The 25,646-nt window shown below is 40.3% G+C and carries 25 protein-coding genes; 21 read left to right on the top strand and 4 right to left on the bottom strand.

The features are described 5' to 3' along the window. Positions 1 to 16 precede the first annotated feature (16 nt). The 8 genes from C0V70_RS01345 (at position 17) to C0V70_RS01380 (ending at position 12,441) form a co-directional block, all read left to right on the top strand. Positions 17 to 2,302: a PD-(D/E)XK nuclease family protein gene (locus C0V70_RS01345; RefSeq protein ID WP_102242063.1), complete on the top strand. Its 2,286-nt coding sequence runs from the start codon at positions 17 to 19 to the stop codon at positions 2,300 to 2,302. After that, a complete protein-coding gene (locus C0V70_RS01350) occupies positions 2,292 to 5,561 on the top strand; it encodes a UvrD-helicase domain-containing protein (protein WP_102242064.1) in 3,270 nt (1,089 codons plus the stop codon). Before C0V70_RS01345 ends, C0V70_RS01350 begins: the two co-directional genes overlap by 11 nt. A gap of 71 nt (positions 5,562 to 5,632) precedes the next feature. Continuing rightward, positions 5,633 to 6,346: an outer membrane beta-barrel domain-containing protein gene (locus tag C0V70_RS01355; RefSeq protein ID WP_158649516.1), complete on the top strand. Its 714-nt coding sequence runs from the start codon at positions 5,633 to 5,635 to the stop codon at positions 6,344 to 6,346. 20 nt (positions 6,347 to 6,366) lie between these two features. Continuing rightward, on the top strand, positions 6,367 to 7,785 hold the full coding sequence (locus tag C0V70_RS01360; protein ID WP_102242066.1) for a tetratricopeptide repeat protein: 1,419 nt from the start codon (positions 6,367 to 6,369) through the stop codon (positions 7,783 to 7,785). Next, positions 7,785 to 10,676, top strand: a complete 2,892-nt coding sequence (locus C0V70_RS01365; protein ID WP_102242067.1) for a tetratricopeptide repeat protein — start codon at positions 7,785 to 7,787, stop codon at positions 10,674 to 10,676. The genes C0V70_RS01360 and C0V70_RS01365 overlap by 1 nt, the downstream gene beginning before the upstream one ends. Beyond that, positions 10,673 to 11,602, top strand: coding sequence for a tetratricopeptide repeat protein (locus C0V70_RS01370; RefSeq protein ID WP_102242068.1), 930 nt, complete (start codon positions 10,673 to 10,675; stop codon positions 11,600 to 11,602). Before C0V70_RS01365 ends, C0V70_RS01370 begins: the two co-directional genes overlap by 4 nt. A 3-nt stretch (positions 11,603 to 11,605) precedes the next feature. Further along, a complete protein-coding gene (locus tag C0V70_RS01375) occupies positions 11,606 to 11,881 on the top strand; it encodes a hypothetical protein (RefSeq protein WP_102242069.1) in 276 nt (91 codons plus the stop codon). A gap of 113 nt (positions 11,882 to 11,994) precedes the next feature. Continuing rightward, complete coding sequence (locus C0V70_RS01380; protein WP_133566672.1) at positions 11,995 to 12,441, top strand: hypothetical protein; 447 nt, start codon at positions 11,995 to 11,997, stop codon at positions 12,439 to 12,441. On the opposite strand, the gene gmhA is transcribed toward C0V70_RS01380, so the two are convergent. Then, positions 12,438 to 13,016, bottom strand: a complete 579-nt coding sequence (gene gmhA / locus C0V70_RS01385; RefSeq protein WP_102242071.1) for a D-sedoheptulose 7-phosphate isomerase — start codon at positions 13,014 to 13,016, stop codon at positions 12,438 to 12,440. The genes C0V70_RS01380 and gmhA overlap by 4 nt on opposite strands. Positions 13,017 to 13,019: 3 nt before the next feature. Beyond that, positions 13,020 to 13,343 (bottom strand): thioredoxin, encoded by a 324-nt coding sequence (gene trxA, locus C0V70_RS01390; protein ID WP_102242072.1) that lies wholly within the window; start codon positions 13,341 to 13,343, stop codon positions 13,020 to 13,022. 165 nt (positions 13,344 to 13,508) lie between these two features. Between trxA and C0V70_RS01395 the strand changes: the two genes are divergently transcribed. Then, the gene (locus C0V70_RS01395; RefSeq protein WP_102242073.1) at positions 13,509 to 14,012 is read left to right on the top strand and encodes an RDD family protein; all 504 of its coding nucleotides are present in this window, start codon (positions 13,509 to 13,511) and stop codon (positions 14,010 to 14,012) included. Positions 14,013 to 14,041: 29 nt separating this feature from the next. After that, on the top strand, positions 14,042 to 16,702 hold the full coding sequence (gene polA, locus C0V70_RS01400; protein ID WP_102242074.1) for a DNA polymerase I: 2,661 nt from the start codon (positions 14,042 to 14,044) through the stop codon (positions 16,700 to 16,702). Here the strand turns inward: polA and C0V70_RS01405 are convergent. Next, the gene (locus C0V70_RS01405; protein ID WP_102242075.1) at positions 16,694 to 17,104 is read right to left on the bottom strand and encodes an OsmC family protein; all 411 of its coding nucleotides are present in this window, start codon (positions 17,102 to 17,104) and stop codon (positions 16,694 to 16,696) included. The two genes, polA and C0V70_RS01405, sit on opposite strands and share 9 nt — an antisense overlap. A 170-nt stretch (positions 17,105 to 17,274) precedes the next feature. Between C0V70_RS01405 and C0V70_RS01410 the strand changes: the two genes are divergently transcribed. The 5 genes from C0V70_RS01410 to C0V70_RS01430 all read left to right on the top strand — a co-directional run bounded on the left by C0V70_RS01410 (position 17,275) and on the right by C0V70_RS01430 (position 20,976). Then, entirely contained in the window at positions 17,275 to 17,562 is a 288-nt protein-coding gene (locus C0V70_RS01410; RefSeq protein ID WP_102242076.1) for a co-chaperone GroES, read from the top strand. A gap of 33 nt (positions 17,563 to 17,595) precedes the next feature. Next, on the top strand, positions 17,596 to 19,239 hold the full coding sequence (gene groL / locus C0V70_RS01415) for a chaperonin GroEL (RefSeq protein ID WP_102242077.1): 1,644 nt from the start codon (positions 17,596 to 17,598) through the stop codon (positions 19,237 to 19,239). 187 nt (positions 19,240 to 19,426) lie between these two features. Beyond that, entirely contained in the window at positions 19,427 to 19,861 is a 435-nt protein-coding gene (locus tag C0V70_RS01420) for a hypothetical protein (RefSeq protein WP_102242078.1), read from the top strand. Positions 19,862 to 20,114: 253 nt separating this feature from the next. Further along, positions 20,115 to 20,540 carry a hypothetical protein gene (locus tag C0V70_RS01425; RefSeq protein ID WP_102242079.1) on the top strand — a complete coding sequence of 142 codons (426 nt, stop codon included), beginning with the start codon at positions 20,115 to 20,117 and terminating at the stop codon, positions 20,538 to 20,540. A 1-nt stretch (position 20,541) separates the two neighbouring features. Continuing rightward, positions 20,542 to 20,976: a hypothetical protein gene (locus tag C0V70_RS01430; RefSeq protein ID WP_102242080.1), complete on the top strand. Its 435-nt coding sequence runs from the start codon at positions 20,542 to 20,544 to the stop codon at positions 20,974 to 20,976. Here the strand turns inward: C0V70_RS01430 and C0V70_RS01435 are convergent. Beyond that, complete coding sequence (locus tag C0V70_RS01435) at positions 20,966 to 21,883, bottom strand: alpha/beta hydrolase (RefSeq protein WP_102242081.1); 918 nt, start codon at positions 21,881 to 21,883, stop codon at positions 20,966 to 20,968. The two genes, C0V70_RS01430 and C0V70_RS01435, sit on opposite strands and share 11 nt — an antisense overlap. A 284-nt stretch (positions 21,884 to 22,167) precedes the next feature. Here C0V70_RS01435 and C0V70_RS01440 point away from each other — a divergent pair, with 284 nt between their 5' ends. From C0V70_RS01440 to C0V70_RS01465, 6 genes are all read left to right on the top strand, one after another. Further along, positions 22,168 to 22,509 carry a hypothetical protein gene (locus C0V70_RS01440; protein WP_102242082.1) on the top strand — a complete coding sequence of 114 codons (342 nt, stop codon included), beginning with the start codon at positions 22,168 to 22,170 and terminating at the stop codon, positions 22,507 to 22,509. Positions 22,510 to 22,592: 83 nt separating this feature from the next. Further along, positions 22,593 to 23,405 (top strand): matrixin family metalloprotease, encoded by an 813-nt coding sequence (locus C0V70_RS01445; protein ID WP_102242083.1) that lies wholly within the window; start codon positions 22,593 to 22,595, stop codon positions 23,403 to 23,405. A gap of 42 nt (positions 23,406 to 23,447) precedes the next feature. Then, positions 23,448 to 23,918, top strand: coding sequence for a hypothetical protein (locus tag C0V70_RS01450; protein ID WP_102242084.1), 471 nt, complete (start codon positions 23,448 to 23,450; stop codon positions 23,916 to 23,918). A 19-nt stretch (positions 23,919 to 23,937) separates the two neighbouring features. Then, a complete protein-coding gene (locus tag C0V70_RS01455; RefSeq protein ID WP_102242085.1) occupies positions 23,938 to 24,351 on the top strand; it encodes a hypothetical protein in 414 nt (137 codons plus the stop codon). Next, positions 24,335 to 24,847 carry a hypothetical protein gene (locus C0V70_RS01460; RefSeq protein ID WP_102242086.1) on the top strand — a complete coding sequence of 171 codons (513 nt, stop codon included), beginning with the start codon at positions 24,335 to 24,337 and terminating at the stop codon, positions 24,845 to 24,847. The genes C0V70_RS01455 and C0V70_RS01460 overlap by 17 nt, the downstream gene beginning before the upstream one ends. Positions 24,848 to 24,916: 69 nt before the next feature. Further along, complete coding sequence (locus C0V70_RS01465) at positions 24,917 to 25,606, top strand: hypothetical protein (protein ID WP_133566673.1); 690 nt, start codon at positions 24,917 to 24,919, stop codon at positions 25,604 to 25,606. The last annotated feature ends 40 nt before the right edge of the window (positions 25,607 to 25,646 follow it).

Consider the following 25,646-nt stretch of genomic DNA (forward strand, 5'->3'; position numbering starts at 1 on the left):
CTTGGAGAAAAGCGTTGTGCTAGAAGTGGTTTTTTATGATTCTAACCAAGATTTGCTTTCCAAGATGCAAAAGGAAAGTGCTCCTTTGGTTATTTGTCCAAGCCCACTGATTGCCGACAACCTGAGAAACCTCCTTCCAGAACTTGAAATCATTACCATTTCTAAATGGACTGCTGATCATTTAAAAGGCCTGGGTCTGGTTCGTGCCAGAAAATCAGAGCTGATGGTCAAGCTTTCGGCCGTGTGGAAACATTACTTTCCCAATGAAAAAACAACGATTTTCCTGGAGTCATTTGAGCTTTTTACTGAGTTGCGCTCATTTACTCTAAACCTGGAACTCCTGGCCGAGTTCTTTAAAGAGCTCGACGAGACCATCGTTAAATCAATTTTAGTGTTTTGGACTTACCTCGATCAGGAAAAACTTGTCGACGAGCACGCTAGTTACAAGAAGGTAACAGAATCTAAGCTTCATAGGCCGATGTGGTTTGTGGGTTTTAAACATATGAGCGGCGTTCAGCTGGATATGGTGAAAGTTTTAAGTGAAGAGCAGGAGGTTGATGTCTTTTTTCCAGCCCCTGTTTACAACGAAGCTTTACCTAACGACTGGATCAAATGGCTTTCGCAGGAAGAACCAGAAGCGCGTAAAAAAGAAGTTATCCCAACTCAAGTCAGCGTCCTTCCCAAAGGAAAGGGCAATGTCATTTTAAATAAATTTTTTGAGAGTCATTCGACTTACGATCTGCTTTTAGCAGGAACCAGAGTAGGGCTTGTTGGTTTTCAGGAAGCTCAAAGAAAAAATTCTTTTTTTAAAACGACAGAAGATCTTTTTGCTTCAGAGACTGAGTGGCTCATCGGGGATTTAAGACAAAAATTAAAAGATGTAAAAAGTTATACGGCAACTGAACTCGATCTGCACCTAGATGCTCTTAAGATCAATACTCAGGAAAAAGGAGAGTACCGAAAGTTTAAGGTGATCGACTTGGCCAAAGAAGCGCTGGCTTCTTACAGTGAATTTCAATCACTGATTGACCACTTTGCCATTGATATCCTGGAAATTATCGTAGGACTTAATTCTCCACGTGTGAGTTTTATTACGCTGGAAGAAAAAATCCAAAGATCGTTTTTAGATATGAACGCTTTGAATTTTAGAAATGATCAAAAGCCTCTTGCCGTTTTGGCCACAGGTAGTCTTGGAGGCTTTAGGGCCAATGAAAAGATTTTAAGTGAAGCTATGACCAAGGCCTTAAGGGCCATTGGGCCAATTAAGCGTGCGGGATTGGAATTTTTATTTCACAAGTATGAGCTCCTTTCTGTTTTAGGGCATCCTGAAACAATTCTTCTTATTGAAGAGCAGGTTTTAGAAACGGATCTTTCGTGGAGAGAAGTTCTTAAGAACTTTGACGTTCAGGATTTAGACCTGGGCGTGAAGTATTCTATTAAAAAGATTCATGAATACTTATTGCCAAAAATGAAAGAAGGCCCTTTTAGTCAAAAGACTTTTTCGGCTTCTAAACTCCAGACTTTTATTGATTGTCCACAAAAGTTTTATTTCACTCATATTGAGAAACTTGATAATAGGCCAATGGAGAGAGCAAGCCTGGGGCCTGATGAGCTGGGGAACCTGGAACATCAGATCATTGCTGATTATTTTCTTGAGATCGCAGCAAATATCACTGAAGAAATTAAGCTTGATTTGCATCAAGCGATTTGTGTGAGAGTTTTCAATGAATACCTCTCGACCAGCAAGCTGGTCTTAACAGAGACCGAAAAGGCGAGAAGTTATAATGAAATCATGCACTACACTTGGAATGGAATTGTCTTTTTATTAGACCTCATTCGCCTTAAAAATATCACTACAATTAAATTTGAAGTTCCGCTGGGGCAGAATCCATGGAATCTTCACGGTTCTATCGACTGCTTGATGATTTCCGCTGATAACAAAGTCAGCATTTTGGATTTTAAACGTTCAAGCAGTGCTGCCGGTACTAAAACAGAGACGGTAGAGTTTAAGAAAATTCAGTTATGGGTTTATCTTCTAGTGCTAAAACACCAAGGACACGAGATCGATGCTTTCGGTTACTTAAACTTAAGTGACCTGACAGATGATAAATTATTCTTTGATACCGATGAGGCCCAAAAACTTTTAGGAGCTTCTTTGGAAAATGTTGCAACTGTCGTTGAAACGACCATTGCCGATATTCAAACGATGAAAATTTTCCGTCCCAACCCTAGAGAAAATAAAGTCTGCCATTTCTGTCCGGTGAACTTGTTTTGCTTAAAAGGAGGAACTTGTGAGTCTTAATTCAGGCGCAAAGTCTCCAAATGCAGAACAAAAAGTTGCCATTCACCACGAAGGAGGAAAAATCCTTTCGGCCGGTGCTGGATCGGGGAAAACATTTGTTCTGATTGAGCACATCATTACATGGCTGGAAAACTTGAGGATGAAGACTCCTTCATCGGAATGGCTGCATGTCGTTCCTTTCCAATTGCCTAAGCTCGTTTTAATGACGTTTACTAAAAAAGCTGCAGGAGAAATGTCGATTCGTATGATGAAGAGAATCGATGATTTGTGTGAAAATGCTCCAGATGCAAAGACTCTAGAGTACTGGTCGCTTATCAGACAGTATCTTTCAATGATGAATATCACGACAATTTCATCTTTTTGCCATCAGCTTCTTTCTCAAGGTTATTTTGCTGATGTCGGCAACGATATTCAGATTTTAAGTAGTGTAGAGTTTAAAAATAAAATCTCAAACCTTTTTAACTTGTGGTTTATTTCTAAGAATAATCGTCTGAACCAAATTTTCCAGGCGAACTCGCAGGCCTTAATCGGAGCGATGATTGAAATCTATAATTCACCAGAGTTAAGGCTAATGTGGAAAGAGCCCCTGGTTAAAACGTCTCCAGAAAAAGAATTAGAGTCGTTTATTACTGATCTGATTTCGAGCCTTGATCTGGAAGAGTTCCTTAGCTCTTCTGTTGATTTAAATGCCGATGCCAAAGAAAGAGAGAAAGGATGGTTTGTCTTTCTTCAAGGTTATGATGAACTTTATTCAAGACTTGGAAGCTTTAAGGCCCAAAACTTCCGCGAATACGCCCAATGGGCCTTAAGTGTGGGAACTCTTCCTCGCGAAGTTAAAGCGATGAATGAAGACCAGAAATATGCACTGGAAAAATTAAAAACATTGGTTAAAGAATTAAGAGATATTCATGAAGACTTGACCAATTTCATTGATCACTACGATATTTATTGGTCGTGGGTTGAAACATTCAAAGAAGTTTACAATTTTATCGATGAGAACTATTTCCTGGAAAAAGGTTTTGCTTTCTCTGATCTGGAGTACTTTGCCTGTGTAGGACTTAGACATCCACAGATCAGAGAAAAAATAAAAAAGAACTACGACTATTTTATTGTCGATGAGTTTCAGGATACTTCTTCAGTTCAATATGAAATCATTAAGCACCTGGTAGGCGATAACCACCAGAGACTGTTTTGTGTTGGTGATAAAAAACAGGCCATCTACGGTTTTAGAGGCGGAGAGCTTCTGGTTTTTAACCAATGTTCTGAAATGTTGGGAACTGAAAATAATATCTGGCTGAAAAATAACTTCAGGTCATTTGGGAAAGTCATTAAGTTCAATAACCATTTCTTTGAAACAGTTTTCCCGTTAGGTTATGGGTTTGAAGGACAAGATCCGAATACCGTTTTAATGGAGCCTCAGACCATTCCAGAGATTAAAAATACTTTAGGACAGGTTGAGCGTTTTAGGACAGAGATTGAAGGATTAGAGAGTGATAAAAAGCTCGATTTGGATTTTTATGAAGCTGAAGCCCTGTATGAAATCATTCGCGAGCTTTTAAACCGTGATGATATGCAGAGTGTTTGTGTGCTTTACCGCAAACTTCGTCCAAGTGCGCTTCTTTTAGATTTATTAGCAGAAAACGAAGTGGCCTTTAGTGCCCAGGTTAAAGTGCAATATGCTGAAGACCCGATTATTAATTTATTTTTAAGAGCGATTGAGTTAAAGCTTAATCTTAATGAAGAAAAGAAACTTCGCTCGACTCATTTCCTGCTTAATTCACTCCTGGAAGTGTTAAATGTAAAAAGCACGGCTAAAGAAATCGAAGAAAAGTTCTTAGGGGACCTGGCGATCTTAGGACTTCGCCTGGCCTTCCATAAACTGGTTTACTCACTTGGAATCAGCAATTCTCAATATCAAGAAAACAGCGCACTAATTGATTCTATTTGCCGCGTGTGTAATGAAGATCCAATTAAGGTTTTCCATTTGCTTTCAACGGAAAGTGAGGAGCAGTACTCGCTTGAGCTAATGAATGGGGCAAGAGCTAAAAGAGTTATCATTATGTCTGCCCATGCTTCAAAAGGGTTGGAGTTTGATGCCGTTCTTTTGGGTGGGATTCATAGCAATGGGTTGCAGATGGGGAAGACTGAAACTGTTGGGAAATTACCAAAAAGTTTTAGATGGAAAAAGGCCTATAATCAAAAGAAATTTTATAAATCACCAGTTTATTATTACGAAGCAGAACTAGACCGCGCTAAAGAATTCTCTGAAAGTAAAAGGCTTCTTTATGTGGCTTGTACGCGTGCAGTGAAATACTTAGGATGGGTTGACCTGTGGGCCAATATTGATGGAAAAGAAAAGCAACTTTCACCGGGAAGCAATCACTGGATTAGAGCGATGAGACTTGCTCCAGTTTCAGATGTTTTAACAGAAAGAACACTGAGCCTGGGAAAAAATACGATTCATCAGGAAGTCGATATCCCCATTATTCTAAAAGATTCACTTGGGTTAATTGCTTCTGAAGAAAAAACAAAGCTTGGGGTGTTTGCAGAGACATCGGTAACTAGACTTGCCCAGTTAGCTCAGTGTCCATTTAAATTTTACCTTTCTAATATTTGTAAAATTCCAGCTCCCGGAATTGATAAACAACTATTCTTAAAACTTGATGAAGAAGAGGCAGTTGAAGCGGAAGAAGTGTTTTATTCTTCAATGGAGCGCGGAACGAAAGTGCATGCTCATCTTTCTAAGTTACTTCTTAATCAGATGACTCTTGATCAAGTCAAGGGCGCTGATAAAGAAAAAATAGAATGGGCATTTAAAGAGGCCAATAATATTTCCAACGGAAAAAATGTTATTAGTGAAAAGCAGATTAAGTTTTCTCTTTTCGGGCAAATGATTTCGGGAACACCAGATTTAATTTTTGAAGATCAGGATTCAGTCGTCGTTTGGGATTTCAAAACGGGTCTTCGCGATGAAAAGAATGAAGAGAGTTACTGGTTCCAGCTAATGTGTTATGGGTACGCATATGCAAAGCTGAAGCATTTTACTCCGGAAAAAATGATCCCCCTCTCATTGGTTTACGTCGATGAAAAAAAGTTAGTGAATAAAACTATGAGTCTTGCCCAAATTTCTCAAATTCTCTTTGAGAACTGGACAAAAACAGAGTCGCTTAATCAGGTTAATTTGAATCACTGCCCTGCCTGTGACTACTCATCAATGTGCGTTCACTATAAAAGAACTGCCACGAGTTGCGAGACATAGCTCCTGTGTTAAAATAGTACTAAATTCTAGACCTTGGATAGACTTTAGGAAATTTTAAAAGCAGGATGCGTATGAAATCAAAAGTTTTGGCTTCTCTAGTTCTTTTCTCATTAACTTTCACAACAAATTTATTCGCCAGTGAAAAAGACATTTACGAGTTTTCGTGGCTTGATCCGGATAAAGAAGTTTTCGTTCTTCAGAACAGAAAGTTTAGAAAAGCTAATCATGCCCATATCAACGTAGGTGGAGGTATCACAACTTCTGGCGCATTCGTTGATTCAACAGCAATTCAGGGGCGTGCAGGATACTTCTTCACAGAAGATTATGGTTTTGAAATTCTATACTCAAAAAATTCAGGGAAAGAAAACGAGACCGCAAAAGGTGTTCGTAACTCTGGTGGTGGGGGAACTGGTACAACTCCATTCAGAAGAATTGTCGACAGCTACATGGGAGCCATGTTTCTTTGGTCGCCATTTTATAGCAAGATCAACACATTCAACAAGATCGTTTACATGGACTGGATTTTTGGTCTTGGATACGCTCAGTTAAAAGAAAAAAATAACAAACTTCGTTTCACGCAAGGGCAAACAGCTGAGGGCATTGAAACAGAAGAAACACATAGCGGGATCATGTGGTCTGCTGGTCTTAAGTTTTATATCAACGAAAGTTTCAGCGTGAGAACTGACCTGACAGCGGTTCACTACAGCGCTGACAATATTTCTACTTCAGGATCGAGCTACAAATCGAACTTTGATGCGACGGCGTCTATTGGTTACACATTCTAAGTTTTTAGGGAGAAGTGAAAATGAAAAGATCATGTTTAATACTTTTCTTCCTGGCCCTTGGAATGAATGCCCATGCTTCAATTCAAGGTGCAAGAAGAATCTATCAAGCGGGGGATAAGTCTCGCTATCCACAACTGGCCGCAGAGCTGGTGCAAGACAAAATGTATTTCAGTGCTATTCCTTTTATTAAGGAATATATGGCCTCAACAAATAGAGTGAACGATGCAGCTCTTGATAAAGTTCTCGATGAACTTATCACTCAGGTCGGGGTAAAACAGTTTGAGGTTCTTCCAGCAAACATTCTGGAGAAATCAAACGCACCAACAATCCGATATATTCTGGCAAGAAAGGCTTTTCGCCAAGGGAAGTTCGACCAGGCCCTTAAGTATCTTGACCGCAAAATCGAAGACTGGCACCCGGTAAAACCATTTGCTCTTCTGCTTGAAGGGAGTGCTTACTCGGTAAGTAAGAGAGAGGATAAAGCGGCCGGAGTCTTTAGAGAGTGTATCGAGGTTGCAGAATCTCAAATTAAAAAAGAAAGTAACAAAGACCGTATCAGACAGCTAAATATCACCCGCGATTATTGTGTCGTAGGGATTCCTCGTTCTCAGTTTGCTTTAGCTAAGTTTGACTTGGCCTATTCATCATACCTGGATCTTCCGAAGTCATCTTATATCTGGCCGGAAATCCTGTTTGAAGAAGCCTGGAACAGCTTTTATCAAAAAGACTACAACCGTACTTTAGGGAAGCTTGTAACGTACAAGGCGCCAGTGTTTAGCTACACTTTTAACCCGGAGATTGAAGTTCTAAAGGCCCTTTCTTATATGGAAATGTGTCTATGGGATGACTCAAAGAAAACGGTAGAAGATTTCTATACGTATTATGAAACTGCCAACATTGGATACAAAAAGTTCATTGATTCTCTTGGTAAAGATTACCGTCAGTACTACCTTTTGGTTAAAGACCGCGAAGAAGGAAAGTATAGAGAGAATAAAATCCTAAGTACGGCGCTGGCTTCGATTGGGAAAGACCCGGCTTACCTGGAGCTTTACAACTCGTTTAACAATGGACGTGATGAAATTGAAAGATTAAAAGGTCTTCCAAATGATGCGCTTAAGGGAGCTTTAAACGAAAACCTTCGCGAGTCTCTAAGCTTACAAAGAAACCTGATCGGAAGTTATATTCGTGGACAGCTTCAATTATATGCTGCTCAAATCGTGCGCGCTTTCGAAGATATGAGTTATATCAAGCTGGAAGTTTTATCGAAGAGAAAAACAGAGTTATACGAAGACATCTCTATGCGCGGTGATGGCCGAGCAAGAGGGAACGTCGCTCACTTACGTAGAACAGATAAACAATACTTTTGGACATTTAACGGCGAGTTCTGGGCCGATGAACTTGGTGACTATGTATTCTCGCTTAAATCGGAATGTAAGTAATGATGAAAAGAAAAATGCTACTCTCATTTTGTTTAGGACTTTTTTTAACAAACTCTCTGGTCATCAAAGAGGCGAAGGCTGATGTTGAGCAAAGAAGAGCTGAGTTAATTAAGGTTTTAGATGAAGAACTTCGCGAGGTCACTCGTCTTAATAAACAAGTCGGTGCAAAAAGACCGGATCTAATGTTACGTATGGCCCAAGTTCTTTTAGAAAAGGCCCGTTTGCTAAAAGATCAGGAAAACCAAAAGTACCTTGAAGTTCCTGCGGCCCAAAGAGAGAAGGGCAGCAAAGATGAGTATTTTAAAGAATCGCGTCGTTATTTTGACCAAGCTCAAAAAACAGTTTTAGTTCTTTTAAAGAACTTTAAAAACTTTGATGAGAAAGGCGATGCATACTACATCCTGGCATATAATGCTAAAGAACTAAAACAAGAAGAGCAGTCGAGAAAGTTCTTCCAGAAAGCTTTGGAAGAATCAAAAAGCAATTCAGTGATTGCTGATAAATCGCGCATTGCTCTTGCTGAAATTTATTTCAACAAAGGATCATTTGATAAATCAATGAACCTTTATGAAACGGCACTTAAGACAAAAAGAGATAAGTGGTGGACGAAAGACGCTTTCAACCTAGCTTGGTCTTATTTCAAAATGGGTCGTCACGACAAAGCGATTGATGTCATGACAGAGTCATATGAACTCTCTAAAAATCCCAAATACATCGACATGACAAAAAGTATCGAACGCGACTTGGCCTTCTTTTATACAGAAGCTGGGAAATCGAATGAAGCGATTGCCTTCTACAAAAAGAACGGTAAATCAGTCTCAGACGTTATGTTAAAAGTTGGAAAGTACCTTAAGTCTCAAGGGAAATTCGCAGCAGCTGAAAAGACTTTAAGCGATGCTCTTCAATACAAAACCACTGAAAAGGAAGAAAACGATATCAATATTGAACTTATCAGTTTATATGAAAAGTTTGGTCGCGATCAAAAGCATCTGGAAACCAGCCGCGCTCTAACGAGCCAATTCTCAAAAGGGAATTTAAGCCCGGATCAAATTGAGATCCTGAAATTTAACGTTGAGAAAATGTCAGCGCTTATCCAGCAGCAGCTGGTAGCCAAGACTTATGAAAACCAAAAAGAGATTCGCACGAAAAAAGCAGAAGCAGCCAATGAATATTTCATGATGAGCGCTCTTCTTTCTCCTGAAAAATCTCAGACGGCTTACTTCCACACGGGAGAGACATACTTCGCTATCGGCGAGTATGACAAAGCAGTTCCTCTTTATGCTGAATCAATTAAACGTTCACAGGCCAACAAAGATAAAAAGACTGAAGAGCTGGCGAGTAACGCTCTGATGGTTTCCCTTGGGAAAAACGTAAGCAAAAAAACCTCGGAAGACTACCTGATACCAGCTTATGAAGGATTCCTGGCCGTTAACCCAAAGGGTGAAAAGTCGAGTGTTGTTTACCAGCGTTTATTCTCAACTCAAATGGGGAAAAAGGATATTGCAGGGGCTGAAAAAACACTTATTAACTACAAGTCAAATTTTCCAGCAGAATCTGAAACTCAGGAAAAAATGCTGGCGCAGGTAATGGACTTCCATAAAGATACGGGCAACAAAGCTGCTCTTCTCGGATGGGCAAAACGAATTGAATCAAATGAATTCAAAGTTAACCCTGAGTACGGGCAAAAAGTTAAGACACTTATGCTGGGAATGCAGTTTGAGAAAGTTGAACAGGCCAGTATCAAAGGAGATAAGCGTGGAGCTCTAAAAGGCTACCTGCAAATTTATAAATCTCCAGAAACTGACAAAGAAGCAAAAAAGACAGCCGCTTACAATATCGCCGTTTTATTCTATGAAACAGGTGAGTGGAAGCAGATGTACGGATGGGCGGATCGCGCAGCTGTGATGATGGAGCCGGCAGAAATCGTGAAGTTTGAAAAAGATTTCATTCTTTTTACAACAGACCTTTTCCAAAGACGCCAGTTTGCTGAGTCAGCGGCTTTAAGTGAGAAGATCTTTGATAAAATTTGCACAACGAATTCAAAAAACATCAAAACGTACTTTAAGAATGCCAACGTTATTTACCTGGCCGATAGACAGTTTGATAAAAGCTTAAACCTGCTGGCAAAAGCTCCAAAGTGTGGCCTAGGAAATGATGTTGTTCTTCCCGGTTACCTTGATCATTTAAATGAGCTGGCAGCAGCGAGTAAGTGGGGATCATTTAATGAAGTGATCAAAAAACTGGAAGCAACAAAAGAAATGTGGCCTCAGTTAATTTATCCATCAAGCCTTCTTGCTAACGAGTTGGAAAATATCGGAAGAGTAGAAGATGCTGGAAAAGTAAGAAGTAAAATGCTGACTTATTTTGAAACAGCTAAAAAATCTAAAATGGATGTTCCACTTGAAGGTCTGGATGCGATTGCTCTTATTCGCTTAAACGCATTGGAAGACCAGGTGAAGAGATTAAATTCAGTGAGACTTGCTTTCCCGGAAGCTGAGTACAACAAGAATTTAAAAAATAAATTTGTGATGCTGGATAAAATTACGACTGAAGCGATTTCGATTGCTGAGCTTGGTTCAGGGATTGGTATCGTGAAAGCTTACCGCTACATCGTAGAGGCTCACGAAGGGCTACAAAAAGAAATCACAGAATTTACACCTCCAGGAAAATCCCCTGAGTACGTGTCGTCTTTCCAAAAAGGAATGCAGAAATTAGCAAGCCCACTGGATAAACAGGCGCAGGATTTCAGAGAAACAGCAATTAAGAAAATCGAAAAGGAAAATATCCTGTCTTCAGACAATGGATGGTTTCTGGTTAAAAATGATGCAATTATTCCAGAGTACTACAACGAAAAAGGCAATGCTCTGATGGATAAGGCAGGTGCGAAATGAAAAAACTACTACCATTACTTTTAATTCTTTCTGCGTGTTCGACAACATCGAATGTCTCTCGCGAAATCGCTTCCACTAAAAGAGGAGTGAGTTCAGCGGAAGAGGATTTTTCATGGGTAGAGCAGTTGGACTTCGATAAAAAGAAAGAAGAAAAATATAATGCTGATAAAGATGAATTTGATTTCTCTTCATCTGATGAGTCATCGTACGCTCTGGTCAAAGAATCTTTAGGTTCTTTGGCACCAGCGAAACTAGAAGAAGCGCTTAAAGGAAATGATGATCCTTTAACAGTGATGAATATCAAGTGTTATCAAGGCAAATACGACGAAGCTTTAAAGATTGCTGATGATCAGTATACAAAATTTAAAAACAACACAAGCTATTGGAACCAACTAGGGACTTGCTACTTTTTAAAATCTGATTACGCTAAAGCGATTCTCTTCTACAATAAGTCGCGCGACCTAGACAGCAAGTATATCCCACCGGTCAATAACCTTGGTGTTGTTTACCAAAAGCAGGGGAAATACCAGAAAGCTCTTGCGGCCTTTAAACTGGCCTCAGACTTAAATACATTTGCGGTGACTCCAACTTACAACCTGGCACAGTTGTATCTGCGTTTTGGAACTGTTGGAAAAGCACTTCCTATTTTTCAAGGACTACAAAAGCGCAGTCCAAAAGATGTGGAGGTCGGATCAGCACTAGCGTCTGCTTATTTGATTAAAGGTGACTATCAGAGTGCTGTAGATATCTACGGCAAGTTTGATAAAGCAACGCTATCAACTCCATCAGTTGGTTTAAACTACGCTGTTGCACTAAAGTTACTAAATCGTCCGATTGATGCTCAGACTGTTTTATCAAACGTCTCAAGCCCATCGGGTCCTATTAGTGAATATGCTCAAAAAGTAGAAAGATTTATCAGGAATTAAAATATGAAAACACTGTTTATTGCACTTCTTCTTTCATCAAGCACTCTTTTCGCTCAGGACGATATCGCCGGAGAAGGAAAGAACGGAAACAAAAAAGTCATTTACACATACAAGCAGTATGAGAAATTTGATTTTGATGACCTGAACATTGAAGGGGACACGGGAGCGCCAAGCGATATCTCGATTTCACCTATTCATGAGAAACGTTTTACGAACCGTCTTCCTTACAGAAAGTCCTTCACAATGGAAATTAAGAAGGGAATCGAGCGCGTTCGCTAATCCATTTAGCTCTGACATCCTTTGTTGGCAGGGTCTTAGGTCCTGCCAAACAGCATTTCAAGGCCTTAGACCTGACCCACGGTTAAATCCGGATCATCAGTTATACTAGTCTCATGAACGTGTTAAAGAACATTTCAGGTTTACAATTGACCCGAGTGAAAATGGCATTGCTTCTGGCTTTTAGTACTCTGTTACTATGCCAGCTTTTCATAGGGTTTAAGTCATTCGATGACTATCTCATCATCTTCGTTTACGTGCTTTTTTTAAACGATCTCTACATCAAATTGCGTAAGCCAGATCTGATCTTTTATCAGGATGAAAGAATCAAGCGCTCAATCATGTCGATTGTCTTCCTGGTGCTTTTTAGCTTACCTTTCTTACTCGATGTCTTTAATGTCAACGATGCCTTCCGCGGGTTTATTTACCGCGTAGGTTTTATGTTGTGGGCACAGGTGTTCTTGCTTGATGCTTTCATGAACTATCGCCAGACGCATTCAAAGCAGTGGCTGTTGATTACCAACATGGCCGCGCTGTTTATTGTGATGGGTGCGATCTATTAATTGTAGTTTTCAGGAAACAATGAGCGCTCAATACCTTCGATAAAGATATGGATGCACTTAATGTGAACTTCCTGAATGCGGTCGCTGACGTTTGATTCAACGATAAGTGGAACGTCCACCATGTCTTTTAGCTTTCCGCCGCCTTTTCCAAGAAGGCCGATAACTTTCATGCCTTTTTTCTTAGCAGCTTCTACAGCAAGAAGAACGTTAGGTGAGTTTCCAGAAGTCGAGATTGCAAGTAAAACGTCGCCCTTATTTCCCCAAGCTTCTACGTAGCGAGAGAAAACGAAGTCGTACCCGTAATCGTTTGAAACACAAGTTAGGTGAGAAGGATCGTTGATGGCCATGGCCGCTAGAGGCTTTCTTTCTTTTCTAAATCTTCCAGTAAGCTCTTCAGCAAAGTGCATAGCATCGCACATAGAGCCGCCATTTCCACAACTAAACATTCTGCCGTCGTTTTTATAAGAATCAACCATTAGATTGATGGCCTTATTAATTAATTCAACGTTGCTTTTGTTATCAACAAACGCATTTAGAACTTTCTGTGCATCTTGTAGCGACTCTAGTGCAAACATAAATTACGCCATCTCTTCAAGTGATTTTTTGATTTCGTCTTTTGCTTGAACTCCAACTAGAGTTTTAGCTGCTTGACCATTCTTGAAGAAGATCATTGTTGGGATTCCGCGGATTCCATATTTCTGAGCTAACTCAGGGTTGTCATCTACGTTAACTTTTACGATTTGTGCTTTTTCGCCTAATTCTTTAGCAACGTCGTCAAGTATTGGTCCAAGTACGCGACAAGGTCCACACCACTCGGCCCAGAAATCTACTAGAACTGGTTTATCTGCTTTTAATACATCTGACTCGAAGTGTGCTACGTCTGTTTTATTTACTGATCCCATGAGGAACTCCTTTTTGTTGTAAGATTCATTCTACATTAAGTCGTAAGGTGGTGAAAATGAAAAAATATCATGCCTCGCATACACCCTGGTTTCACTCTTGTAACTCTTAGGCGTAAACAAGGGTTTTTCTTTGCTTTTTCTTGGGTGTGTCACTAAGATTGATTTATGGATAGAAAATATCTATTGGAAAAAGCGATAAGAGTCGCCAAATTAACTCGTCTCATAGCCAAGGCCATCGACCTGTTTATCGTGGCCTGTTTTTCTATTTGGTTTTTTCCATTGGGAGTTGTTCTGGGAATTATCTACATGTCGCTTTGTGACGGCATGAGTAATGGACAGTCTGCTGGAAAGAAGTTCATGGGTTTTGCTGTGAAATCTTTGGAAGACGGCTCTCCTTGTTCGTACAAACAATCAGTGATTAGAAATTTGCCTTTTACATTGCCACTTTTAGTCGCTCTTTTACTTCCGGTTATCGGCTGGATTTTAGGAGTGATCCTTGCGGCCGTTCTTATTGGTTTTGAGCTTTATCTACTCTACAATCTCGACTCAGGACACCGTCTCGGCGACGTAATGGCAGACACTTCTGTCATGGCCAACGACGACAACTTTGCAGGTGTAAAAAATCGAAAGACAAGTTGGTTCACATCGAATACAACTGGTTCTATCTAGTTTTTTAGCCAATCATTCAGGATTAATTTATGTCGAAAAAACGTTTGATCATCGTCGACGTCTCAAATTTTATTTTCCGTGCGTTTTTTGCTATTCGTCCAATGCACTCGCCGGAAGGCGTGCCGACAAATGCGGTGTACGGAATGTTCACGATGCTTTTAAAACTTCTGTCTGATCACAGACCGACACACGTTTTTCTTGCCCGTGATACTAAAGGCGGATCTTTTAGAAATGAACTTTTTGAAGGTTATAAGGCCAATAGATCAGAGCCACCTGAAGAATTGATTCCGCAGTTTGCTTTGATTGAAGAGCTTTGTAAAAAAATGAATCTTCCGGCCTTCAGCCATGAGAACTTCGAAGCCGATGACATCATTGGTTCGGCAGCGGTCCAGTGGAAAGATCAGTTTGATGAAATCTTTATCGCTTCTGGGGATAAGGACTTAATGCAATTTGTAGGTGGGAACGTAAAACTTCTCGATACGATGAAAGACAAACTTTATTCACCTGATGATGTTGAAGAAAAAATGGGTGTTCGCCCGGAACAAATTGTCGACTACCTTTCAATCGTAGGTGATACGTCTGATAACATTCCTGGAATGAAAGGAATTGGTGCAGTTGGTGCGGCTAAACTTTTAAAAGAATATGGCACCCTGGAGAACATCATCGCCAACCGCGATCAATTGAAAGGAAAAAAAGTGATTGAAGCTTTCACGGATCACCTTGAGGCCGGTCTTCTTTCAAAAAAACTAGTTCAAATCGTAACAGATGTAGACTTAGGTCACACGCCTGAAGAAACAGCTGTGAGTTTTTATCCAACAAACGAACTCTCTGATTTCTTAAAAGACCTGGGATTTAAATCAATCCTGGCTAAACTTCAGGAAATGAGATTTCAACATCACCTTGCCCGCGAGACAGATAAAACTACAGGTGGAAGAACGGATGATGGCCCGATTGAAAGTTCACTTTTTAACCAAACAAAAGGCGCATCAGTTACGGTCGTTGATCTGGATGAAAACAATTTCGATGAAATCCTAACTCAAGCAAAACAAGCAGAAAGTGTTGCCATTTATAACTTGTTTGACAGCGATGATATCTATGCGAGAAAAATCTCGCGCACATATTTTTCATTTAATGAAACACATACTTATTCAGCTGACCAAAATCTGGTTGAAGGAGTCCTAAAGGCCCTTTGGAACAACAAAGACCTGGAAGTGATTTCTGAAAACTTAAAACGCGATTACGTCCATTCGGTTATTAACGGATGGGGATTTGAAGCGAAACGTTTTGACGTGACACTGGCGCATTTTAATATCAATGCAGGACTTCGCCATGACCTCGATGTCATCATGAAAGAATACCTGGATATGGAAGCTGGCCCTGATGAACATCAGGCGAATGGAGATCGCGCTTACGCGATTTTTGTTTTAGCGAGAATCTTTAAGCAAAAACTAAGTGAATTGAAATTGATGGATATTTTCAATAATATCGATCTCAACATTCTTTCGGTGCTGGGGAAAATGGAGAAAGAGGGAATCTCTCTTAACACTAATTACCTGCGCGAGTTTGAGGTAGAGCTTTCAACTGAAATTAAAAAAGTTGAAGACGAAATCTTTAAACTGGCCGGAGGGGAAATCAATTTAAATTCTCCAAAACAAGTAGGAGTTCTTCTTTTTGAAAAGCTGAACCTTCCACCTGTGAAAAAAACCAAAACAGGTTATTCAACAGATGCTGAAGTATTAGAAGAACTTGATGGAATGAATATTAGTGAAGTTCCAGGTCTGCTTTTAACTTTCCGCGAGTACGGGAAAATCCTTTCAACTTATGTTAAGGCCCTTCCAGAACTGGTTAACCCACAGACAAAACGCATCCATACAAATTTCAATATGACGGTCGCACAGACGGGGCGTCTTTCATCGACGAACCCTAACCTGCAGAACATCCCGGTGAGAAGCCCGATGGGTGAAAAGGTAAGAAAGGCCTTTATCGCTAAACCAGGAAAGATCCTGCTTTCTGCCGATTACTCGCAAGTCGAACTTCGTCTTCTTGCTCATTTTTCAGAAGACCCGACGATGTTAAAATCATTCCAGGATAATTTGGATATTCACGCTCAGACAGCGTCTGAAGTTTTAGATATTCCTATTACTCAAGTGACTAAGAATGACCGCTCGATGGCAAAGACAGTCAACTTCGGTTTAATGTACGGTCAGTCTTCTTTTGGTCTGGCAGCAACTTTAAAAATTTCTCGTACAGAAGCTAAGCAATACATCGATAAATATTTCACTCGTTTTAGCTCGATTAAAACTTTCCTTGATACTTTAAAAGACAAGGCAGAGCAGACGGGATACGCGGAAACACTACACGGAAGAAAACGTCTTCTACCGGATATTCACTCGCAAAACAGAACGATTAAGGCCCAGGCCGAAAGAATGGCCATCAACAGCCCGATTCAGGGGACAGCTGCCGATATCATTAAGCTGGCGATGATTAAGATCGACCAGGAAATGACGGCGAAAAATCTGAAATCAAAAATGCTTCTTCAGGTACACGATGAACTTATCTTTGAAGTTGAAGAAGATGAATTAAACCTGATGAAAGAGCTGGTACGCGAAGGAATGGAAAATGTTGTCGATCTTCGCGTACCACTTAAAGTTGATATGGGTGTAGGAATCAACTGGTACGATTTAAAATGATTGATAAGTGAATGTGACCGGAATCTTAACTTCAGAGTTTAAGCTTCTGGTTACAGGACACGTATGCGCAATCTCTTCCAGCGCTGGCCTTTGTTCAGCTGTTAAGTGGGCCGGTAGGGTAATGGCCACTTCTAATTCAGCAATCATCCTAGGTGAGAGCTTCATTTTTTTTGTGACTTGAAAACTCGCTCCCTTAATATCAATTCCATTTTTTTCAGCGTAAATGGCCATTGTTGTTAGAATACAGCTCCCCAGTGCAGCACCCACTAAGTCCGTAGGCGAGAAAGCCTCTCCGCGTCCATTATTATCCTTAGGCGCGTCAGTGTGGATTTGGGTGTTGGATGGGCCGTGGGTCAGCGTGCAATGCTTATCCCCCTCATAAATCCCAGTCATTGTGACCATATTTGTCTCCTTTCGAGTAAAAAACCTATGCTGGAAATAATGCTCCAGTCCCCTGTAAAAAGCAAAAATGACACCTTCCGTTGTGTTAGAAAAAAATAATTTTAGGATCAAACCTTGACACCCATTAGGTCTGATACCACATTGATAGAGTTAAATATTTAGGAGGACTTATGCAATTAAAGCCATTACAAGACCGCGTTGTCGTTCAACGCTTAGAGGAAGAAACAAAAACAGCTGGTGGAATCATCATTCCAGACAACCACACTGAGAAGCCTTCTCAAGGTAAAATCGTTGCTGTCGGAACTGGCTACAGACTAACTGACGGAAGTGTTCGCAACCTTGACGTTAAAGTTGGCGATACAGTTCTTTTCGGAAAATACTCTGGAACATCGGTAAAAGTTGATGGGAAAGAAGTTCTGATTATGAAAGAAGAAGAGATTCTTGGAATCCTTCAATAGTTTTAAAAATTAAAAATCATTCAGGAGAAATATATGGCTAAGGAATTAAAATATTCAGAAGACGCAAGAACGCTGATTCTTAACGGTGTAAACGCTCTGGCAAACGCTGTAAAAGTTACTCTGGGACCAAAAGGTCGTAACGTTGTTATTCAAAAATCTTTCGGTGCTCCTCACATCACAAAAGATGGTGTGTCTGTAGCGAAAGAAATCGAACTTGAAAACAACTTCGAAAATATGGGTGCGCAAATGGTTAAAGAAGTTGCGCAAAAAACAAACGAAGATGCAGGGGATGGTACAACAACTGCAACTGTACTTGCACAAGCAATCTATAAAGAAGGTGTAAAACTAGTTTCAGCTGGTCACAACCCAATGGATCTTAAGCGCGGGATTGATCTTGCGGTAACTAAGGTTATTGCTGAACTTAAAACTATGTCTAAGCCAATCAAGACATCTGAAGAAATCGCTCAAGTTGGAACGATCTCAGGAAACAACGATCATGATATCGGTAAAAAACTTGCTGAAGCGATGTCTACAGTAGGAAACAATGGCGTTATCACGATTGAAGAATCAAAAACTGCTGAAACAGAACTTAACGTAGTAAAAGGGATGCAGTTTGACCGTGGATACCTTTCTCCATACTTCGTAAACAACCCGGAAAAAATGGAAGTTGCTTTCGATAACTGCAACATCCTAATCACTGATAAAAAAATCTCTTCAATGAAAGAGCTTCTTCCTCTGCTTGAGAAGACAGTTCAATCAGGAAGACAACTTCTTATCATCGCTGAAGATATCGATGGTGAAGCGCTAACAACTCTTGTTGTTAACAAACTTCGCGGAACACTTCAGGTTGCTGCTGTAAAAGCTCCAGGCTTCGGTGACAGAAGAAAAGAAATGCTAAAAGACATCGCGACACTTACAGGTGGTACTGTGGTTTCTGAAGAGCTTGGAATGTCACTTGAAACTTCAGGTGTAGACGTTCTTGGTTCAGCAAAACGCATTACAATCGACAAAGAAAACACAACAATCGTAGATGGAAATGGAAACAAAGCAGAAGTTCAAAACCGCGTTGCTGCAATTAAAGCACAAATCGCAGAAACAACTTCTGACTATGACAAAGAAAAACTGAAAGAAAGACTAGCTAAAATCGACGGCGGTGTTGCTGTAATTAAAGTTGGTGCTCCTTCAGAAGCAGAAATGAAAGAGAAAAAAGACAGATATGAAGACGCTCTACACGCTACACGTGCCGCTGTTGAAGAAGGTATCGTTGTTGGAGGTGGTTCAGCTCTTCTACACGCTTCAACAGTTCTAAACGACCTTAAAGGCCGCAATGAAGAAGAAAACTTCGGTATCAGAATTGTTAAGCGCGCTCTTGAAGAACCTCTAAGACAAATTGCTACAAACGCAGGTCTTGAAGGATCAGTTGTTGTTAACGAAGTTAAAGCTAACAAAGACAAAAACTTCGGTTTCAACGCTCGCGATGAAAAATACGAAAACCTAGTTGCTGCCGGAATTATCGACCCAACTAAAGTTGTTCGTTCAGCTCTTCAAAACGCTGCTTCAGTTGCTGGCCTAATGCTGACAACTGAAACAATGATTGCTGACCTTCCAAAAACTGATGCTCCTGCAGGAATGCCAGGTGGTATGGGTGGAATGGGCGGAATGGGTGGTATGATGTAGTTTTCTGCATCGTCACTGCTTCAATTGCAAAACCATCAAAGGGAGTCTTCGGACTCCCTTTTTATTTCCAGCATTAAACATCCCACGTCGTTGATTCTTATTTTTTCCTTAATTCAATCGGCCTCTCATTTACACTCATCATTTACTCATGCCTAATCTTCCAATCGATAAATTTTAAGGAGGATTTATGAAAGTATTATTGGCCCTTTGTTTGTCTCTCTTTACTTCGGCCGCTCTGGCGTGCACAGACTTCACTGGAAAGTATAAAAACGAGCAGAATGAGATTTATACGGTCTCTCAAAGCGCGTGTGCGAGTGTCACCGTTACCGGTTCACAAGGATCAGATACTATCATTACCGATGGACAGTTCAGGTTGTCGGAAGAAAATGAGGATGTCAAAGTACTTACTGCGGCCGCTTTCATTGGTACAAACCTGACTCTTGATCACCGCATTCAATATAAAAAACCTTTACCTCCGGAAGTGCCGACAACGTCTATCCCTGTAAAAATTTTAGAGGTCTATGTGAAAGACGCTCGTGGTAATGTCGTTTTGACCACAACAATTTTTAATTCGACAGGTGGCGTCCTGGCTTCAATGACTTCTCTACATCAAAAAATCTAAATTTTGTCTTTATCTTACAATGGGCCCTTCGGGGCCCAAATAATTTGTCACAATCATGACTTGAATGCTTAAATACCTCTATAATCTATAGTAGCTGCATGTGAAGGATTTACGTGCAATAAGTCAAGGAGATGATTATGGAAATTATTCTAAGCGCAGGACTTTGTGTTCTGATCGTTTTATGCCTTGTTGAAATTTCTTCAATGCAATTGACTGCATTCCGTGAAGAAATGCGCCTGAAGGTTAACCAATAATGAAGTTTTTAACTGCAGTGGCTGCGCTTGCCTTTTCCGCAAGCGCCCTTGCATGTCCTAATATCACTGGCTCTTTCTATGACAGTGACGAAGATCTCGTAAAGACAATCACTCAGGTAAGATGCGAAAGCACGACCTGGTCAGATGAAGAAAGCACAACCACATTACTAGCAGACAACGTTGAAAGAGTTCTGGAGACAGACGGCAAGATGACGGCGTATGCGAGAGTTTCTTTTACTAAAGATGACCTGATCATCGACATCCGTATGGACTGGGGGGGGAGCAATGAGTTTGACCTTCCTGTTCGTTGGATTACTTCGTACCGAATCGACAAATTTAATAACCTGGTTGAAAAGATCCGTCCTTTCAAGGAAGATGGATCGGAACTGGGAACCGACTACGTAACTTTTAGAAGAGTAAAATAAAATGAAAACATTGATCCTAATTACAGCTGGCCTATTGTCAGTAAATGCTTTTGCTTGTCCTGATTTAACCGGCTCTTACATTGATAAAAATGGGGAGAGTATTATTCTTTCTCAAAAGGGCTGCGAAGAAGTTTCAGTTCTTTCAAGACCACTGACTCACACTTTACTTTTAGATAACCAATTTACTGTCGTTCAAGATGATCAGGAAGTACGTGCTATGGGGCGCGGAGCTTTTGCTGGAGAGGAACTTGTCCTGGAAGTTAAGGTTCAATACAAAAAAGACCCGGGCATTCCTTCGATCTTTTTACCAGTGAGGGCCGTGAATAAATACTCGCAGACAGCATCTGGTGATCTGATGGAAAAGTCGACGATCTACAACGCTTCTAATGGTGTTTTAACTAACACGAAAGCAACTTACAGAAGAGCTAATCAATAACGTAGAAGATATTGTCTTCTTCCTTCACACGCGCCTTCGTTAAATCTTTGGGAGCAAAGACTTCGCCATTTAACATGGGCGTGAAGAGTTTCTTCATAATCGGTTTATTAGATTCAAAATACCTGTGGTCTGTTTGCAGCGACTTTGAAAGGTCGATGTAAATAGCTTCAGGGTCCTGGAATTCAGCACGTCTCTTAGATGGAATTTTTCCAAATCCTAATCCCAGTTTATAAAGAAGTGGTTGTTTGGCCTTTAAGTCTAAGAGGTAAGACATAATCAGCATTAAATCACGGTTGTTCATTAATACATGCCTGTGGGCTGCAAAGTCTATTTTAGAAAGCCATGCTTTGTGGTCTGTAAGGCCGGTATCTGCGGCAGCGGAAATGTAGTTATCAAAAAGTGGTTTTCCATAAACTTCATTGAGATCGCGGGCGTAAATTTTTTCAGTGTACTCGCGCAAGACGATATGACCCATGCTGTGAGTGAGTAAAGTTATTTTCTTTCGTTCGAAAATTTCTGGATGCTCTTCCTTATATGTTTTGATTCCATGAAGAACCACTGAGAGATCTTTTGCCGAGGCTTTGGCATTTTCCACCGGGCGAGTTAAGAGAGATGACCACGACGGCCAGTGAAACATCACCACTCTTACGTTGTGAACTTTTTCGAGGTTTGCAATCATCTGCCATTCTTCATCTACATGTCTTCCACGGCCGTGAATATAAAGAACAATATTCTTATCTGGAGTCTCTTCGTGAAAAGTGTTTAGGATTTCACTTATCTTGTTAACGGGCCTCAGGGCAAAAACGCTACTGGTGTAAAGACCGACTGAACCCGGGGCTTCCGCCTGGGCAGAGAGTGATAGTGTACAAAAAAGAGCGACTATTAGAGTCTTAATTGATGTTTTCATGTGACTTTAGTCGGACTTTCAAAAAGTTTACTTTAGTGCTTTCTCCCTCTGTAAAAAGGTAATGAGGTCAAAATTTTGAAGTCTGACATTTTCTTTTGACACCTAATCAGTCAGTTTAGGGCCTTTTCGTCACTGATTAATTGAGAGGGTTTTAGGCTATCAAGATGTTATAAATTTTCTTCTTTTGGCATGTAGCCTGCAGTAGTAAAAGATAGGAGATCAAGGAAGATTTCCACCAAGGATTTGGAACCTCAAGGAAGAATATTTAAGTAGGGAGCTTTAGGATGAAGCAATTATTAAGACTAGGAAAGGTCGCTGTTACACTTGTCGGTTTAGCTGGATCTTTTGGCGTGGAAAACGCATTAGCAACGTCGGCTTTTAACCTATCTTGTCCCGAAAAGTATATTGCTACAGTCACGAATGTGGAGGACGTTGAGTCTCAGGCCGCATTCCCTAAAGTCGAAGTTGATTTCCAGATTATTCAGACACTGAAAGGAGAAAAAGTCCTTTCAAAGAAAATCCAGGTCGTAAAAGACGGACCTGTGAAATTCAAGAGCGGTGAAATTTACACTCTTGAATCCAACGATGTCTGGTTATGTTCGGCGACTCTTTTTTCAAAATTATAGTTATTAGACAGATATAAAATTTTCTTAATGCTTTCCACGGATGGAAGGTAGTTACGAAGTGATAATTTTTACAAGGAAGTAAAATGAAGCACACAAAAAAATTGGCCATTAGTATCCCCCTCTCGCTAATGGCCATTTTCTTGTTTCTGGGATTAAGTTCAAATGCACAGGCCTATACATTCACTTCTGATTTTAAGAATGGATTTTACTGGCGTGCTTTTCCAATAAAGATGGCTAAATTCGCAGCTTCTGCTGATGCTCAAAATCTTGAAATACTGGCCAATCAGGCCGTGGCCGAATGGGAATCAGTGATCGGGAAAGATATCTGGGAATTGAGTGCGGTTCAAAACTCTACGAGCTATTCAGGAAGTTATATCCGTTGGTCGGATAACTTCGGAGCTGAGACGGGGTATGACCCTTCAAGAACTCTGGCAATCACAATTCGCTACAACAAAGGAACATACTTCGAGCAAACAGTTATCATCCTAAACGGAGGTATCAGCTACCTTCGCCAGAACTGGGGTAACACTTTAAAGACAACGATTCTTCACGAAGTAGGACATACACTTGGACTTGATCACTCGGAAGATTCAGGGGCGGTCATGGCGGCAAGCCTTGGATCTGCGACGACTCTTCAGTCTGATGATATCCAGGGAGTGAACGCGGTTGTCGATGAAACACTAAAAAGACAGTCGACAGGTTATGTTTCACCTCTGTCAACACAGGAAAAGAAAGTGGCCGCTTGTGGAACGATTGAAGATATTTCAAAAAATTCAGGTGGTTCAGGCTTCGCTTTGGCAAACTTCTTAGGGTCCCTAATTATGGGTATGATGTTGATCGCTTTCATTGGGAAAATCGAGAAAAATAGAAGACAAAAGGTTTTGATCAGGTATTAAAAAAAAAGTAATTTTTTGCTGAGTTTCTCCGAATAGGAGAGCATGAGTGCAGAAAACAAAACCTACATTAATTACATTTTTTACCTTCAAACTAAAACCGAGCTAGATCATACGTATTATGTATTAGCAGAAGTACTAGGGAAGATTAATATAAGTTTACTTCCCATCGAATCTCACGACTTAAAAAATATTGATAAGAATAAAAAGCATCATGTGATTGTCGTGAGAAATGATTTTTCTTCTGCTTTTGCATTTAACGATGCTAGAAAAAATTTTCTTGATAGTGCTATGGCCTCTGGTAAGCTTATGGTTTATGATATCAGTTCGTTTTCAGAGATTGAAAACGCGATGAAGTTTGAAAACAAAAATGTCTATAGGTATTTTCAACTTCCACTGAACGTAAAACAAGTAGCGATGACGGTTGCCGTAGAATTTTACAAAGACCGCAATGCTCCTGTTGAATGGCCAGGCGGACGTAGAGCAAAATTGCCTTCTATGACTAATTCAAATTAAGTCGTAAAATAGAAACACTATGAAAGTAAAAATTAGTGAAGAAACGCAACGTATGCTCATGCTTCTAAAGCTTGATGCCAAAAGACTGTTTGAGAGAATCAAATTCAGGTCGCCAGAATACATGTACGAGTTTTCACTAAAAAGAACCAGAGATCATTTCCCGGCGGTTTTTAACAATCGTTATGATTCGACAAGCATTAAAGAACTGATGCTTTGTGGAGAGGAAGTGCTCGTAGGACTCGATTTGTTTTACAGCAAGGTCGATGAAATGCGCTGGTATCTTAATCACACACAGGACATGCCCAATCGAGTAGAAGATAAAGTGCATGCATATGTGCGAGAGCTGGAAAAGCATTTTGAAACTCTGAATCTGTATATTGACGTTGAGATGGGACTTATTAAAGAACAAGCAGAACATGAAACAGACAATTAACATCGCCGCATTTTTTTTCGTACTCGCAATCCCTTTTGCACTTTCTTCGCAGACGAGAAAAGCTATTCCTGCTGGAAGATATGAAGCGCTTTCTGGCGTGAAAAATTCAAGAAGCGTAAAGAGTACAGAAGCTCCTGCAGGGGAGAGAAAAGATTCGACCGCATTATTCTGGAATGAAGTGCTGAACCATATGCCAGAGAACTCTCAAGACCTTTCTTATTTCTCAACAGGGAAGATGGACGAGTTTTCGACAAATCTTTTGGCAACAAAAGGTTTAAAGACGGCAAAAAAACTTAATGAAAAAACCAACATCGTTTTCAGCGATGACCTAAAACGCGACCGCGAAGTTCTTAAGGGACTCAAAAACAAAAGCAGCCTGGTTGTACTTAAAGACTCACAAGAGTTAAAAGACGTCATGGCCACGCTTGGGCAGTTTGAAGTTCTGCTTTACCAGGCAGAAGATCAATCAAACTATTTCCTTCTAAAGCTTAGATAGTTAATTAATCCACTCAAGTATAATCTTCCTCATCTGGACGAAAATCCAATAGCTTTGGATAATGGAAGAATGAGATTATTGCGTTCATTTATTCCTTTCCTAGGGCTCTTGTTTACTGCTAGTACAGTGAGCGCTCAGCTTTCTGAAGAGGGGATTTTCTCCGGACGCATTTCTAAAATCAGCCGCGATATTTCTGTCGTCAGAGTGAAAGTCGATTTCGACAACGTTAAGTACATCAACGTCAAAGATAAAATTGAATTCTGGGATGAGAAGAACTCTACACTTAAGTGCAAAGCTTATGTCATGGGGAGAACTGCTGATTATATTCTTTTAAAAATACCAGATATGAAGTTTTGTGAAAAGAATCTCTACTTTACGGCCGGGGCCTACTTTAAGTTTTTTAGTGAGGACCTGCAAAACAACGTGAAGATGGGCCGTGAAGTGGTAGGTATACTTATTAAAAAACGCATGGCAGTTAAAGGCCAAATGGAGATGAAAAATAAAGAGATCCAAAGCCATGTTGAGAGGATCAACACCATCAATGCACGTTACCAGACGTTGCGCGACAAGTTGGAACAAGAGTGGCAGAAGGAGCTCCATGCCCTGGATGAAGATAGAACGTACTCGCTAAGGTCTTATAAAGATTTGGAACGCCGTTTGGATGAAATCGACCAAAAGCTCGAGCAGTATAAGATTAAAGACGAGAATCTTACACTCGATAGATGGTCTCTAGACTCTAACCTCTATTTCAAAAAATAATTGAACTCTGCACACTTCTATTCTAAGCTGTATTAATTTT

The sequence above is a fragment of the Bacteriovorax stolpii genome (assembly GCF_002872415.1).
GTDB lineage: Bacteria > Bdellovibrionota > Bacteriovoracia > Bacteriovoracales > Bacteriovoracaceae > Bacteriovorax > Bacteriovorax stolpii.